This is a genomic window from Butyricimonas sp. DFI.6.44, from assembly GCF_022132345.1.
Taxonomy (GTDB): Bacteria; Bacteroidota; Bacteroidia; order Bacteroidales; family Marinifilaceae; genus Butyricimonas; species Butyricimonas muris.
The window spans coordinates 25,976-41,600 of the sequence record NZ_JAKNJD010000005.1; the positions used below are offsets into that span (position 1 = coordinate 25,976).

Genomic DNA, 15,625 nt, shown 5'->3' on the forward strand with positions numbered 1-15,625 from the left:
TTTATTTTTATAATTTATTATTCAGTTTGTCCCGGCGTTCTTTCAAGTATTCTTTGCGTGATTTCTTGGGTGTTGAAGTTTTTTCCTCTATTGGTTCGGTCTTTTCCCCGTAGAGGTCTGCTTCTGCTGCGGATAATATTGCCTTGTCAAAGAACTTGTACCCGAGTTTCATGATTTCTTCGGAATTCATCAAGGAGGCAGCGGCTTCCCGCTTTTGTTTTGCTCGTTTTTGTTGTTCTTTCTTGATATTTAGCCGTTTGTTTATTTCTGTTTTCTCGTCTTCCTTGTAATCCTGAACGGCATACGCCATGCGGTCTTTCTCGATAGCCCACGCCACGAAACGGCGGGATTTGTCAGCTTCTTCCTTGTAGAGGGCAACCCGTGAACTGTTAAGCGGGTCAAAGCGGATATAAAACTTTTGCCGGATGTACTTGCAAGCGAAATCGGCAGAAGGAGTGTATCTTTCGGGGAGGACGTCGTTTCTGAAATCAAACTCGTATCCCTCCGCGACCTCGTAGACCCGCTTGATCTTGTTTTCTACCCATGAAATCCCTTCTTTTGCGTAGACGCATTCCTTTTCGTTCCATTCCCAAAACATATTTATCCAGTCCAAGGCAACGAGTTGTTGCGTGTCGGGATTTTGGCTACCGAAATACTTCTCTTTTGGCGTTTTGCCGTCTTTTCCCGGGGTGTTATTCACCACGTGGAAGAACCATTCTTGTAATTTGATAGTTTCTTTCTTGTTTTTCAAGGACTTCGTTTTGTCAAGAGTGGCAATGAAATCCTCGTTTATTTGATTGTTTATGTTTTTCGATTTTATATTCATCCCGGTAAAACCGTCAGCGTATCTCATGTGCTGATCCTGCAAGTTTTTGAAACAACGTTCGATAATTTTACTTTGCCCGTTGTTCGGCATGGCAGGGAAATGTAAAGTTGTCAACCGTTTGAAATAGTTGTTTGATCCGTCGTTATCATACTGCATTTGGAAAGGCAAACAATACCCGGAACGAGTTACTGCCATGCGGAACGCACGTTGCACGCTTCCCATGTTGTCAGCTTCCTCGGATATGTCCCACCCGAGCCAATAGCCGGAATGAGCGTCCACGATGGCGTAGACATTCAATTTTGCCGCTTTGCCGCTTGGGGTTATGTAGAAAAGGTTGACTTTTGTACCATCGCCGCACCACACTGCATCCCTCGTGCTCGGTTTGTAGCGGAGGATGGTGTAACCGAAAAGGTTTTTCCATGCTTGCGCCCCGTGGCGTGCCAAGTACCATACTTGCATTACCTCGGGAATGTTCAAGTTGTATTTCACGCAACTTTCACTAATTACGGCAGGGCTATCTTTTACCATCCACCCGTTTTGTAACACGATCTCGTTGTATAGTTTTGTTACTCGAACGTAATCCGGTTTATGTGGATCACTATACAAGTCAATTAATATTTGTATGCGTTCATCATCAACCTTCCGGGATGAGGTGTTCCCGAATTTTCGGGAAATTAAGGCTTGAATGCCTTCCTGCTCGTATTCTTGTTGCCGTCGGTAACAAGCGTTGTAATTCTTTGGCAATTTTGCCCCGTTGGGAAATTCTGGTGATGGACTGTTGGCAAGGGTTATGCAAATGCAACGAAATTCTTTCACGGTTTTGACGTGAAAACGTTTTAGAGTCTTGTTGTTATACTTGTAAACATCCTTGTGCATTAAGCGTAACCAACGGGATTGGTATAACAACAAGCAGATGTAATCATCCGGCAATTTTGTTCGTTCCTCGCTGTTTATTTCACCGCTCGTTACGTCCACTTTTTCCCGGGTTATAATGAAACTTGCTAGTTCTTCTTTTTCATCTTGTCGAACGGGGGGAAGTAATTCTCGAATCGTGTTTAATCTTATCCATTCCTCGATTGATAATCCCCCGCAAAGTTCTTTTTGTATTAAATTCTTGTACTTGTCTTTTAGACTGTTGTAGTGAATATAAACGACATTGCCAATCTTGTGGTGTTCCCAACAGAAAACTTGGTTTTGGCGTTGTCTGCTTAGTCCTATTTTTATTGTGGATATTGTAATACCACATTTTTCAAGTTCCGGGACTGTGACACAAATAATATTTTCACTAATACAAGGCATAGTCTTTATTTTTTAGTTCCCGGTGGCGGAGTCGAACCGCCACGGCGACCATCCGGGAAAAATGATTACTTTTGGGTGTTAATTCTGAATAGTAATCATTATGGTTAGAGAAGAACATCTTAAAAGAGTCGAAGAACTGGTCCGCGATTTGGCGTTATCGGATAAGAGTACAGATGATTTTTTTCGACATATTCTGTTTGTATCTGTAAGTATCTTCGGTATAATAATCTCCCTTCATTCCAAACTTCCAGAATCCCTATATATTCGTTTGGTATTTGCGCTGTCAATGGGAATATTGCTGCTGGGAATCCTACTTGTTGGCTTAGCTGTATATGATCATGCAATGATTCATAAAAAGAGGTTGGAAGTCCATCTTGACGAATATAAAAATGCTCTGTTAGATGAGAGGGTTCCTTCTTTTCGGACTCTTTTGAAGCGTGAAAGAACGTCACTATGCGAGAAATGGGGGTTAATAAGTTTAGTTTCTTCATTAGTTCTGCTTTTAGTTTACCTGTTATTACTTTTATTTTTTTAGTTCCCGGTGGCGGAGTCGAACCGCCACGGCGACCATCCGGGAAAAATGATTACTTTTGGGTGCTAATTCTAAATTGTAATCATTATGGAAAATTTGATAACCCCCGTGATGAAAGATGAACTTCTTTCTTTGCTTGTTGCTAATTGTGAATTAAATACTTATTTATCTTCTAATCATCCAAAACCTTTATTAGATATAGCAGGAAGTCGTAATAACCTTCAGGCTATCTTTAATCAATTTTGTCGGCTTGGTTTATTGTCAAAAGGAGTTGTAAGTTCAAATTCAATTTCGGTTGTTGTTAATGTTGAGGCTCATGATTTTCTGTCACGGGGAGGTTTTACAGCCCAAGAAGAAATATTGAAAGCTAATATCAACAAACTAGGTCTTGAACTTGAATCGCTTTCTAAAGAACTTGAACCAAAGTTTGCGGAGAAGGCATCCACGATAATGACCATTGCAAACAATATTTTGTCCGTTGTTGGTTTCTTGGAGCGTTAAGAATTCATGCGACCACGCTTCCAGTTGACTGAGAAGAGATTTATCTCGTAAATATTGTGTCGGTTTTTGTTTGTCCCTGTAAATCTCTTCTCCGTCGACTAGAACAATTCGTTCAAAATATGTTACAGGTGTAAAGTATGTGTGTGTTGTGTGTTCACCTAGATAACTGTTATATATTATTTCTATTTTAGAACTGTTTTTTTTCATGGCGGAATACTTTAAGCGTTAATGAAATTTTCTCGCATTTGGATCAGTTCCTCGGCTGCTTTCTTCACGGCTTGCTTTAGGGTGCGCCTTCCTTTCAGTTGGGCTCTAACTGTGTTTGCCGTGTAGCGACCTTTTAGCTTTGTGGCTATTAGTTCATAGTCCTTTGGTCTTAATTTTTCGAGTATTTCTTGTATTTCCATTTATTTTCGTAGTTTTGTTTCATTAATTCGATACAAATATAGGATATTGTTTATATAACATCCAAACAAATTCCTATATATTTTACTAATAATAGGAAATTTCTTATATGGAAGTACAGGATCGTATTTTAATGCTGATAGATGGTTTGGGAATGAATAAGAATTCATTTAGTGTATCCATCGGAATACAGCCGCAAACATTGCATCATATTGTAGCGGGTAGACGAACAAAACCATCTTTTGATGTTATTGAAAGAATAATATCAACATATTCCTGTGTAAATCCTTTATGGCTCATAACGGGACAGGGTGATATGTTTGTTCCTGAAAAAATAGAGTTTGAAGAAAAAGAAAATTCTTCAATAAATGAAGATATACAAGTGATAGTAACAGGTAGGGAAGACTCTGGTATAATTCAAATCCCGATCGTTGATATTGCGGTTGCGGCGGGAACTGGTTGTTACAATCCTAATAATATAGAAGTAGTAGATTGTATTTCGTTGCCGGATTCAATGATTAAGCCCGGTGTACAGTATCTTTGTGTTCGAGTGAAGGGGGAGAGTATGGCTCCGACGTTGTTGGATAGTTCTTTTCTTGTTATTCGGATGTTGGCTCGGGCGGAATGGGCGCATTTAGCAGATGAGCAAATATACGTGTTGTCAGACATGGAAGGAAAAGCTTACGTTAAACGTGTAAAAAATCGTTTTAAGAGGGGATTCATTGTGTGTATGTCAGATAATCCGGATAAGGCTTATTATCCAAATTTTAATCTTCAAGAGAATGAAATAAATACTATTTGGCACGCTGAATGGTATATTTCGGCAAAGATGCCTAATATTCATCAATCCTACTATAATAAAGTAACGACTTTGGAGGATGATATTGCAGAAATAAAAAATGAATTAAGAATGATTCACCGCCAACTTGGAGCGGGAAATTGATGTTCTTTTGTTAGGGGAAATAGTAATTTTGATGTATACCTAAATGTATACCTAAATGTATACCTAAATGGTCACCTAGATGGTCACCTAAATTTTTGTTTTGTATCTTTGGATTTGGGTAACTAGAATAGTGTGAGGGTGTTTAATCATCGTTTAATCGCTGTTTATATGGTATTTAATCACTCTTTAAATTATAGGCTTTTATAGTGGAATTTAAATTGCATCTCCCGTAATTTTAATCAAAATCACACTAAATTATACTTTTCGTTTTGTCGGACACTTTTTGGAAAAACGTTGAAACCCCTAGTAATGGCGGGCTTTAGCGAGTTTTTCTCTCGAAGTCCATTTTTATACTTTTCGTTTTGCCCCTTATAACCCTCTGTTTTGTATCTTTGTGTATTTAAATGCTTGTATTTTAAATTGTTATAATTTTAACAATAAAAAAGTGGGAGAAAGTGGTTTGAAGTGGGAAATATTTTAATAACTTTACATCACTAAATTGGATGAAGAATATGTTGTCGTTTATAGGAGATTATACATGTAAGTTGGATAGTAAAGGACGCTTGGTTGTTCCGGCTGTTTTTCGCAAGGAAATGCAGGCCGGGCAGGAGGGTTCTTTCGTGTTGCAGCGGAATATTTTCGAGACATGTATAGATGTTTATCCCAAGGGCGAATGGTTGCGGCTGGTCGAAGAATTGCGGGCTAAATTGAGCCCGTTCAATCAAGAGCATATGAGGTTCCGGAGAGGTTTTTTTCATGGAGCGCTGGAGGTGGAACTGGATGCTAACGGACGTATTCTGATTCCTCGCAAGATGCTTGAGCAGGTAGCGATAGAGGGTGACGAGATCGTGTTGGTGGGTTTGGATTCGAAGATTGAAATTTGGGATAAAATAAAGTACGAAGAGGGGGCGATGAGTACGGAGGAATTTGTACTTTTGACGGATAAATTGAATTTCGGGAATTTAGGATTGTGATGTATTGAAAATGAGGGTTCAAGGGTAAGAAATTAAATTTAAAAGATATGGAATCGTTGTATCATGTGCCGGTTTTGTTGGAAGAGTCCGTTTCCGGGTTGAATATAGACCCGGAGGGGGTATATCTTGATTTGACTTTCGGAGGAGGTGGTCATTCGAGGGAGATATTAAGACACTTGGGTGGCGGTTGCCTGATAGGATTTGATCAGGATTCTGATGCATTGGCAAACGTGCCGGATGATAGTCGGTTTATTTTCGTGAATCATAATTTCCGGTATCTGCGGAATTTTTTGCGGTATTGCGGATATGATAATGCGGATGGTATATTAGCCGATCTGGGGGTATCGTCACACGAGTTTGACGAGGCGGGGCGGGGATTCTCGTTTCGTTTTGACGCGGAACTGGATATGCGCATGAACCGGAGAGGACGATTGAAAGCAACGGATATATTAAATTCGTACAGCGAGGAAGATTTGATTCGGGTATTCCGGGAGTATGGTGAAGTAGATAATGCCCGCGGGTTGGTCAGTTTGATAATCAAAGCACGGGAGGAGAGGCCGATTGGACGTTCGGAAGAGTTTTTGCAAGTGATTGCGCCTCGTGTCCCGAAACAAAAGGAAAAGAAGTATTTGGCACAAGTGTATCAAGCGTTGCGTATAGAGGTAAACGGGGAATTGGATGCATTGAAAGAGATGTTGCAGCAAGCGGAGTTGGCATTGCGTCCGGGGGGACGATTGGTAGTGATTACCTATCATTCACTGGAAGACCGGATCGTGAAAAATTTCTTGAAGAGTGGGAATTTCGAGGGAAAGATCGAGAAAGATTTTTACGGACACGTGAAACGGAATTTCGAGTTGGTGAACCGTAAAGTGATCGTGCCATCGGATGAAGAGATCGAACGTAATCCGAGGGCCAGAAGTGCTAAATTGAGAATCGCGGAAAAAATATAGTAAGGGTATGAAGTGGTTCAAGAAGAAGAAAGTAAAGGATTTTGTATCTCCTTCGCAGGAACAGAAGGAGGTACTTGCCGAGTCCATGAAAGAGGTGTTGGACGGACGGTTGCTTGCCGATACCGTGTTGCGCCGAAATATGGTTTTTATTCTTTTTCTGACATTGCTTGGTATTTTATACATAGCGAACGGGTATAATACAGAGAAATTGTTTATGAAAAAGGTGGCGTTGGAGAAAGAGTTGAGCGACCTGCGCTTTGAATCGGTAACAACCTCGTCGGAATTGATGCGCATCAGTGTGCCGTCGGAAGTGGAAAGACGGGTGAAAGAAGCCGGGTTGGATCTGGTGCAGAGTAAGGAACCGCCAATAAAGATAGAGAAATGAAAAGAGTCCATAAAGTCCATAAGGTCAGTAAAGTCTGTAAGGTCACGGGTGTCCTTCGGACGGAATGTATCGGCGGCAGAACTGCCGTGGTTAAAGTGATTGATAGGAAGGTATGGACCTTTGACCTTATAGACTTTATGAACTTTATAGACTAATTTAGGAATATGGCATCTTCGATGAAACATGAGTTGGCTGGACGACTGGGGCTTGTTTACCTGGTGGTGATCGGGATTGCGGTGTTGATCGTGGTGCAGGCTTTGTACGTTCAGGTGTGGAAAGGGGATGAGTTGAGGAAGCAGGTGCAGAATGTTTCAAGGAAAGATTTTACGGTAGCCCCGATTCGGGGAAATATATATGCCGATGACGGACGTATTCTGGCGAGTTCTGTGCCGTATTATTCGTTAAGGTTTGATTGCGTGGCGGTGGCGGATACATTGTTTAAAAGAAAAGTGGATAGTCTGGCAATTTGCCTGTCGCGGTTTTTCGGGGATGCTCCCGCTTCAGAATACAGGCAAAAGTTGTGGAAAGGGAAATACGGGGCGAAGGCTAATCGTTATCTGTTGATTAACAAGAAGAAAATTTCTTACACCGAATTGATGAAGGTTAAGAAATTTCCTATTTTTCGGGAGAGAGGTACCCGAAGCGGTTTGATTCTCGAGCGGGAGAATGTGCGGTTGCAGCCGCATAGAGATTTGGCGTATCGTACCGTGGGATATCTGAATGAGGCGGAAGATGGAACTTTCGAGGGGCGCGTGGGGCTTGAGGGAGCTTTCGAGAAACAATTGCGCGGGGTGCCGGGAAGGAGTTACCGGCAAATGATGTCCGGAAGGTGGATTTCCGTGACGGTAGATGAACCGATAGACGGGAATGACGTGGTGACGACTATAAACGTGGATTGTCAAGATATCGTGCAAGGGGCATTGACTCGCCAGTTGGAATATTATAAGGCGAATGCCGGTACGGCTATTTTAATGGACGTGAAGACGGGGGATATCAAAGCAATCGCAAATGTGTCGAAAACGGCAACGGGTTACCGTGAGGTGTTGAATAACGCGATCGGTGATGCTGCCGAACCGGGGTCGGTAATCAAGGCGGCTACTATGGTAGCCCTGTTGGAGGACGGGTACGTACTGCCCACGGACACGATAGATTTGGGTAAAGGGATATACACGCATAACGGGGTAACTTTACGGGAGTCCAGAACTCCTATCGGGAAAGTAACCGTACAGTCTATTTTCGAGCGTTCTCTGAATGGAATTACGGAACTGGTATATGAACATTATCGCGAGCAACCGGAAAAATTCGTGAACCGTTTGTACGCGATGGGGTTGAACCGAAAGGTGGGTATTGATATCGTGGGGGAAGCGGAGCCTTATATCAAGTATCCCACGGATAAGTCGTGGAGCGGTACTTCTTTGCGGTGGATGAGTTTCGGGTACGAGTTGCAGGTGACTCCGTTGCAAGTGTTGGCGTTTTACAATGCTTTGGCAAATGACGGCAAGAAAATGAAACCCCGTATCGTGAAAGAAATCCGGGAGGGTAGCCGGGTGATAGAGCGTTTTGAGCCTGAGGTGGCTATGAATAAAATATGCAGCAAGCAGACGCTGGCTTATATGCGACAGATGATGGAGGGTGTCGTGGAGAACGGAACTGCCAAAAATCTGAAAAATGCAGCTTGTAAGATAGCGGGTAAAACAGGAACGGCAAAAGTGGCGGCAGGGAAAAAGGGGTACAAGGCGGAGCCGAAGTATCGGGCAAGTTTCGTGGGATATTTTCCGGCTGACAAACCTCTGTACTCGTGTATTGTCGTGGTGGATAATCCTTCCACGTCGGTGGGATATTACGGTAATGTGGTTTCGGGAAATGTGTTCCGGGAGATTGCCGACAAGGTATATTCAATGGCGTCATTGATGAGGCACGATGAGCAGGAGGAAGAAATAGACCGGACTCTGCCTATCAGTCAGAACGGGTTGAAGGATGATTTTTTGGCTATATATGACGAGTTGGGTATTGACGTGACGGACGAGGCGGGGAATGCCGATTGGGTGATGACGTCACGGGATAAAGAGGGGAAGGAGTTTGAACTGAAAGCCCGGAGCGTGGATTTCTCCGTGGTGCCGAACGTGAAAGGGATGGGTTTACGGGATGCGTTATACTTGCTGGAGAATAGCGGGCTGAAAGTCGGGGTGAGCGGAGCGGGTACCGTAAGCAGTCAATCGTTGACACCGGGGCAGCGGGTGCAGAAGGGAAGTTATGTAGGGATAGTACTGAAGTAATTTTAGATTTAAAATTTTAGATTTTAGATTGAAAAGATAATAATTTAGAGCAATGAAATTAAGGGATTTGTTAGAAGGGATAGCTTGTGAGATTGTGCAAGGGGATTCGGGTGTAGAGATACATGCGATTCATTTCGATTCCCGGAAGGTTGGTAAAGGGGATGTATTTGTTGCCCAGCGGGGTGTTAGTGTTGACGGGCATGCATTTATCGGCAAGGCGGTTGCCTTGGGTGCGGTTGGCGTGATTTGTGAAGATGTGCCGGAAAGCCTACCGGACGGGGTAACCGTGGTAAAGGTGGCGAATTCATCGGATGCGTTGGGATGGATGGCATCCGCTTATTACGGGCATCCGTCGCGGGAAATGAAACTTGTCGGGGTGACCGGAACGAACGGGAAGACGACAACGGCGACATTGCTGTACGAGGTGGCACGGTTGGCGGGCAAACAAGCCGGTTTGTTATCGACGGTTTGTAATTACGTGGGGGACGAGAAAGTACATGCTACACATACGACACCAGATGCATTGGAGATTAATTCACTGATGCGGCGTATGGTGGACGAGGGGTGCGAATATTGTTTTATGGAGGTGAGTTCCCATGCGGCAGATCAGCGACGTGTTAGCGGTTTGGATTTTGACGGTGCTATATTTTCAAATATTACACACGATCATTTAGATTACCACAAAACGTTTCGGGCGTATATCGAGGCGAAGAAGGGATTTTTCGATCGTTTGTCCGCGAAGGCTTTCGCGTTGACGAATGCGGATGACAAGAATGGTATGGTCATGTTGCAGAACACGAAAGCATGTAAATATACTTACTCCTGCAAGCGTATGGCGGATTTTAATTGTAAAATATTGGAACGCCATTTGGACAGCATGTTATTATTGCTGGACGGGAGTGAGGTTTGGACAAAGTTTACGGGAGATTTTAACGCATATAATTTGCTTGCCGTGTATTCTGCGGCTCGCTTGTTAGGCTTCGAGAAAGAAGAGTTGTTGCCCGTGATGAGTATGTTGGTTCCGGTGTCGGGACGATTTGAAACAATTCTGTCCCGGGATGGAATTATGGCGATCGTGGATTATGCCCACACGCCGGATGCTTTGGAGAATGTGTTATCGACAATCAGCGGGTTGAAAAAAGACGGTAAGGTGATTACCGTGGTCGGTGCCGGTGGTGACCGTGACCGGACGAAGCGTCCGGAGATGGCGGAGGTGGCTTGTCGATTGAGCGACCGGGTTGTGTTGACTTCCGACAATCCTCGAAGCGAGGAACCCACGGCGATTATAGAGGATATGCGTGCGGGAGTACCGGAGGATGCCCGTGATTGGGTGTTGGCGATAACCGACCGGAAGGAGGCGATACGTACGGCACTGATGCTGGCAAAACCGGACGATATTGTGCTGGTTGCCGGTAAAGGACATGAGGATTATCAGGAAATAAAAGGAGTGAAACATCATTTTGATGATAAAGAGATTATAAAGGAAATATTTAAGTTGTAGTGTCATGTTTTACCACATTTTCGATTATTTAGAGCAGTTTGATTTTCCCGGGGCCGGAATGTTCCAGTATATCACATTCCGATCGGCTTGTGCCGTGATTTTGTCTTTGTTGATAGCCACGGTGGTTGGAAAGCGGATTATCCGTATTTTGCAAAAACAGCAGGTTGGAGAGGAGATTCGCGATCTCGGACTGGAAGGGCAGATGCAGAAGAAAGGAACCCCGACGATGGGAGGGATTATTATCCTGTTGGCGATATTAATACCCGTGATTTTGTTTGCGCGGTTGGATAACGTGTATATCCAATTGATGCTTGTGGCTACGGTGTGGCTCGGGTTGATCGGTTTTCTGGATGATTATATCAAAGTATTTAGAAAGCACAAGGAGGGATTGAAAGGACGTTTCAAGGTGATCGGGCAGGTCGGTTTGGGATTGATCGTGGGGGTGACCTTGTACGTGAGCGATGACGTGGTGATTCGCGAGAAAGCTATGTTGTCGGAAGTGGGTGTAGTGACAAGTACGGTAGATGAGGGATTCTCCGAGGAGAATAGTAAAACCTTGTTGACGAAAGACGTGAAATCGACCAGAACAACTATTCCATTCTTCAAGAATAACGAGTTCGATTACGCTTGGTTCGGGGCTCTTTTCGGGAAATATGCCGAACCGATCGGATGGATCGTGTTTATCTTGATCACGATATTTATCGTGACAGCCGTATCGAACGGGGCAAACTTGACGGACGGGCTTGACGGGCTTGCGACGGGAACGTCCGCGATAGTCGGAGCCACGTTGGGGATACTGGCGTATGTTTCGGGTAACATGGTGTATGCCGATTACCTGAATATCATGTATATCCCACATTCCGGGGAACTGGTGGTATTTATTGCTGCCTTTATCGGTGCCACGATCGGATTCTTGTGGTACAATTCGTATCCGGCACAAGTCTTTATGGGCGACACGGGAAGTTTGTCATTGGGAGGTATTATCGCGGTATTCGCTATCATGATTCATAAAGAATTATTGATTCCGATCCTTTGTGGTATATTCCTCGTGGAGAATTTGTCGGTAGCCATGCAGGTAAGTTATTTCAAGTACACGAAGAGAAAGTTCGGAGAGGGACGGAGAATATTTCTGATGTCGCCTCTGCATCATCATTTCCAGAAGAAGGGTATTCCGGAGCCGAAGATCGTGACTCGTTTCTGGATAGTGGGAATAGCGTTGGCTGTGATAACAATAGTGACATTAAAGATTCGGTAAGTTTAATAATTTCGGATTTATGATTTTAGATTGAAGAATCGTAAATCATAAATCGTAAATCATAAATATATGAAACGCTTGGTTATTTTAGGGGGAGGAGAAAGCGGAGCGGGGGCTGCCCGGTTAGGGAAAAAGTTGGGATACGAGGTTTTCTTATCAGATAAAGGGAAATTGGCTGACAAGTACAAGAAAGTGTTGGAAGAGTTGGGTGTAGAGTACGAGGAGGGGCAACATACCGAAACAAAGATATTTACTGCCGATATCGTGGTAAAGAGTCCGGGGATACCGGATAAATTACCGATGATAGTCGGTTTGCGGGAACGGGGGATCGAGGTGATCTCGGAAATCGAGTTTGCCGGACGGCACACGGATGCAAAAATGTATTGCATCACGGGAAGCAACGGAAAGACGACGACCACGTTGTTGTTGTATCATATATTGAAAGAAGCCGGGTATGACGTGGGGTTGGCAGGGAATGTCGGGAATAGTCTGGCGGCACAGGTGGCGGATAATCTGCATCGCGTGTACGTGGTGGAGTTGTCCAGTTTCCAGTTGGACGGGATGTTCCGCTTCCGGTGTGATACAGCGATATTGACGAATATTACTCCCGATCATTTAGACCGTTATGATTATAAGTTCGAGAACTATGCTCGTTCTAAATTCCGTATCTTGAATAACATGAGGGCGGAAGATTTGTTTATCTACGGGTATGACTGTGACGTGGTACGGGAATGTGTCGAACAGGAAAACATCGTACCGGAGGCAGCTGGGTTTACTTATTCGGCAGATAATCGATTGAACGCGTATATGGACGGGGATACCGTGATTGCCCGATGGGGGGAACGGACTTTCTGCATTGACAAGAAAGAAATTACGATACAGGGACGGCATAACGTGTATAATGCGATGGCTGCTATATTGGCAGCCTTGAAGGCGGGTGTCTGTGATGCGAATTTGAGAAAGGGATTGACGACATTCCCGCAGGTGGAACACCGTTTGGAAACGGTTGAAGTCATCGAGGGGGTGACTTATATAAATGATTCGAAGGCAACAAACGTGGATTCGACGTGGTACGCGTTGGATAGTATGCATGCCCCCGTGGTATGGATTGCCGGGGGAACGGATAAAGGAAATGATTATAGCGTGTTGTTTGACCTTGTACGGGAAAAAGTAAAATTATTAATCTGCATGGGGGTAGATAATAAGAAATTGATAGACTCCTTTTCTCCGATTTGTGAGGTGGTGGATACGCATAGCTTGGAGGATACCATGAAAGTAGCATCAACCCGTGCCGTGAGTGGCGATGTCGTGTTACTTTCTCCTTGTTGTGCTAGTTTTGATTTATTCAAGAATTACGAGAACCGGGGGGAACTGTTTAAAGAAAAAGTGAGAGAACTCAAGGAGTTCTGTGATTGAAGAAGTTGTGAATCATAAATCGTAAATTGTAATGGGCAGGATAATTAACAAGCTGAGTTTGAAGGGCGACAGGATATTGGGAATCGTGGTTATAGCTTTAATGCTGATCTCGTTATTGGTCGTGTATTCTTCCACGGGAAGTCTTGCTTTCCGTGTGCGCGGGGGAGATACCAGCTTTTACCTGTTAAAACAGCTTTTCTTGTTGGTGGGCTGTTATGGGGTTATCTTGCTCACGCAATCTTGCCATTATAAATATTTATTGTCTTTTGCCACGTTTATTCTATTGGCTTCTTTTGGTTTTTTGGTATTGGCAAAAGTAATGGGAGCCACGTTGAACGACACGGAGCGGTGGATAAAGATATTCGGAATTTCATTCCAGCCGTCGGAGTTCGCGAAATTGGCGGTAATCATATTTTGTGCCCGTGCAATCGCGTTTGAACAGACCGAAAAAGGATGCGATGACAATGTGTTATTGCGGATGTTGTGGGTAGTCCCGATACTTTTCTTGATTTTTATGGAGAACTTTTCTACTTCGGCATTGTTGGGAGGAGTCTGTTTGTTTATGCTATTCGTGGGACGGTTGAGTTTGAAGACATTCAGTAAGATTATCGGGGGACTTGTATTGCTTGTCGTATTGCTTGTGGCGGCACTTTTTATTGTGCCGGAGAAACAATTGGGCAAGGTCGGGCGTCTGTTGACGGTGAAAAGCCGATTGGAGGCATTTTTTGTTCCCTCGAAAGCGAATAAAGATGATTCTTACCAATCGGATCAAGCGAAAATAGCCGTGGCACGAGGCGGATTGTTCAAGGTGGCTCCGGGAACCAGTGTACAGCGTAATTTTCTGCCGCATCCCTATTCTGATTTTATTTTCGCGATAATTGTAGAAGAATACGGATTGGGGGGTGCCGGGGTGGTTATGCTATTATACTTGATCATACTCTATCGTGTGGGGGTGATCGTGCGACGATGCACGAGAATGTTCCCGGCAATGCTGGTGACCGGGTTGGGTTTGTGTATTGTGTTGCAGGCCTTAATAAACATGGGGGTTTGCGTGGGCTTGTTCCCCGTGACCGGACAGCCTTTGCCGCTGGTAAGTATGGGGGGAACTTCCCTGTTATTCACGAGTGCGGCATTCGGGATGATATTGAGTGTCAGTCATACCTTCTCTGAAGAGGGGGAGCGGGAAGCGAAAGAGAAGCTGAAAGTGGCAACGACGGAAGAAGAAATATAAAGAAATAGAATATTATGAAAAAGGTGATTATCAGCGGAGGAGGAACAGGAGGGCATATATTCCCGGCACTCTCGATAGCAAATGCTTTAAGGCGTTTGGATAAAGATATTGATATTCTGTTCGTGGGGGCAGAGGGTAAGATGGAGATGGAGAAAGTACCTGAGGCGGGATACCGAATTGTGGGTTTGCCTGTTCGCGGGTTGCAACGGAAATTGACGTTGAATAACTTGAAAGTGGCGTGGAACCTTTGGCGAAGTCTGCGGAAAGCCAAACGAATCGTGAAAGAATTCAAGCCGGATGTCGTGGTAGGAGTCGGGGGATATGCCAGTGGGCCTATCGGTCGGGTGGCGGCGAATGCGGGAGTGCCTTTGGTATTGCAGGAACAAAACTCTTATGCCGGGGTGACCAATAAACTATTGGCGAAGAAAGCCGAGAAGATTTGTGTGGCTTACGAGGGGATGGAACGTTTTTTCCCGAAAGAGAAAATTATATTCACGGGTAATCCCGTGCGGAAGGATTTGTTGAATGCCTTGGGAGAACGGGAAGAAGGTATTGTTTTTTACGGTTTGAACCCGAAGAAAAAGACTGTGCTTGTAACCGGGGGTAGCCTTGGTGCCGGATCGATTAATAAGGCTATGGTGCGATGGTTGGAACGTATTGCCGGATGGGAAGACGTGCAGGTAATCTGGCAGTGCGGTAGTTATTACCACAAGCAACTGGAAGCGGAGTTAAAAGAGCGTTTGCCGGAGAACGTGAAGTTTATGCCTTTCTTGAAACGTATGGATTTGGCGTATGCTTGCGCTGATCTTGTGGTGGCAAGGGCGGGAGCCGGAACGATTTCAGAATTGTGTTTGCTGGGAAAAGCTGTTGTTCTGGTGCCTTCGCCGAACGTGGCGGAAGATCACCAAACCAAGAATGCGATGGCTCTGGTACATAAACAAGCTGCCGTTATGGTAAAAGATAACGAGGTCGTCGAACGTCTGGGTGATGTGATGGAAGATTTATTAAAGAACGATACCGAACGCAAGGCTTTGTCCGATCATATCTCGGCGTTAGCAATGAAAGATTCGGATGAGATTATCGCGAACGAAATCTTGAAGATTATAAATAGTGGGCAAGCTAAAATCTAAA

15 protein-coding genes are annotated in these 15,625 nt (G+C 44.3%); 13 read left to right on the forward strand and 2 right to left on the reverse strand.

Annotated elements, in window-relative coordinates; genetic code table 11:
* Positions 1–7: 7 nt before the first annotated feature.
* Positions 8–2,125: a transposase family protein gene (locus L0M98_RS08105; protein WP_227215507.1), complete on the reverse strand. Its 2,118-nt coding sequence runs from the start codon at positions 2,123–2,125 to the stop codon at positions 8–10.
* Between the two features lie 100 nt (positions 2,126–2,225).
* On the opposite strand from L0M98_RS08105, the gene L0M98_RS08110 reads away from it, so the two are divergent.
* Together L0M98_RS08110 and L0M98_RS08115 are read left to right on the forward strand one after the other, a co-directional pair.
* Positions 2,226–2,660, forward strand: coding sequence for a hypothetical protein (locus L0M98_RS08110; RefSeq protein ID WP_227215508.1), 435 nt, complete (start codon positions 2,226–2,228; stop codon positions 2,658–2,660).
* Positions 2,661–2,744: 84 nt separating this feature from the next.
* Positions 2,745–3,158 (forward strand): hypothetical protein, encoded by a 414-nt coding sequence (locus tag L0M98_RS08115; RefSeq protein ID WP_227215509.1) that lies wholly within the window; start codon positions 2,745–2,747, stop codon positions 3,156–3,158.
* 218 nt (positions 3,159–3,376) lie between these two features.
* Here the strand turns inward: L0M98_RS08115 and L0M98_RS08120 are convergent, their stop codons facing one another.
* Entirely contained in the window at positions 3,377–3,565 is a 189-nt protein-coding gene (locus L0M98_RS08120) for a hypothetical protein (RefSeq protein WP_227215510.1), read from the reverse strand.
* 107 nt (positions 3,566–3,672) lie between these two features.
* On the opposite strand from L0M98_RS08120, the gene L0M98_RS08125 reads away from it, so the two are divergent.
* The 11 genes from L0M98_RS08125 (at position 3,673) to murG (ending at position 15,624) form a co-directional block, all read left to right on the forward strand.
* Entirely contained in the window at positions 3,673–4,506 is an 834-nt protein-coding gene (locus L0M98_RS08125; RefSeq protein WP_227215511.1) for a S24 family peptidase, read from the forward strand.
* A 503-nt stretch (positions 4,507–5,009) separates the two neighbouring features.
* Positions 5,010–5,480 carry a division/cell wall cluster transcriptional repressor MraZ gene (gene mraZ / locus L0M98_RS08130; protein WP_237961684.1) on the forward strand — a complete coding sequence of 157 codons (471 nt, stop codon included), beginning with the start codon at positions 5,010–5,012 and terminating at the stop codon, positions 5,478–5,480.
* A 47-nt stretch (positions 5,481–5,527) separates the two neighbouring features.
* Positions 5,528–6,430: a 16S rRNA (cytosine(1402)-N(4))-methyltransferase RsmH gene (gene rsmH / locus L0M98_RS08135; protein ID WP_227215512.1), complete on the forward strand. Its 903-nt coding sequence runs from the start codon at positions 5,528–5,530 to the stop codon at positions 6,428–6,430.
* 7 nt (positions 6,431–6,437) lie between these two features.
* Positions 6,438–6,815: an FtsL-like putative cell division protein gene (locus L0M98_RS08140; RefSeq protein WP_186976544.1), complete on the forward strand. Its 378-nt coding sequence runs from the start codon at positions 6,438–6,440 to the stop codon at positions 6,813–6,815.
* Complete coding sequence (locus L0M98_RS08145) at positions 6,812–6,970, forward strand: hypothetical protein (RefSeq protein WP_186976546.1); 159 nt, start codon at positions 6,812–6,814, stop codon at positions 6,968–6,970. Before L0M98_RS08140 ends, L0M98_RS08145 begins: the two co-directional genes overlap by 4 nt.
* A 9-nt stretch (positions 6,971–6,979) precedes the next feature.
* A complete protein-coding gene (locus L0M98_RS08150; RefSeq protein ID WP_227215513.1) occupies positions 6,980–9,091 on the forward strand; it encodes a penicillin-binding protein in 2,112 nt (703 codons plus the stop codon).
* Positions 9,092–9,143: 52 nt separating this feature from the next.
* On the forward strand, positions 9,144–10,592 hold the full coding sequence (locus L0M98_RS08155; RefSeq protein WP_227215514.1) for a UDP-N-acetylmuramoyl-L-alanyl-D-glutamate--2,6-diaminopimelate ligase: 1,449 nt from the start codon (positions 9,144–9,146) through the stop codon (positions 10,590–10,592).
* Positions 10,593–10,596: 4 nt separating this feature from the next.
* Positions 10,597–11,847: a phospho-N-acetylmuramoyl-pentapeptide-transferase gene (mraY, locus tag L0M98_RS08160; protein WP_099293263.1), complete on the forward strand. Its 1,251-nt coding sequence runs from the start codon at positions 10,597–10,599 to the stop codon at positions 11,845–11,847.
* A 69-nt stretch (positions 11,848–11,916) separates the two neighbouring features.
* Positions 11,917–13,263: a UDP-N-acetylmuramoyl-L-alanine--D-glutamate ligase gene (gene murD, locus L0M98_RS08165; protein WP_227215515.1), complete on the forward strand. Its 1,347-nt coding sequence runs from the start codon at positions 11,917–11,919 to the stop codon at positions 13,261–13,263.
* A gap of 31 nt (positions 13,264–13,294) precedes the next feature.
* Positions 13,295–14,494, forward strand: coding sequence for an FtsW/RodA/SpoVE family cell cycle protein (locus tag L0M98_RS08170; protein WP_186976552.1), 1,200 nt, complete (start codon positions 13,295–13,297; stop codon positions 14,492–14,494).
* Between the two features lie 14 nt (positions 14,495–14,508).
* Positions 14,509–15,624: an undecaprenyldiphospho-muramoylpentapeptide beta-N-acetylglucosaminyltransferase gene (murG, locus tag L0M98_RS08175; protein ID WP_227215516.1), complete on the forward strand. Its 1,116-nt coding sequence runs from the start codon at positions 14,509–14,511 to the stop codon at positions 15,622–15,624.
* Position 15,625 lies beyond the last annotated feature (1 nt).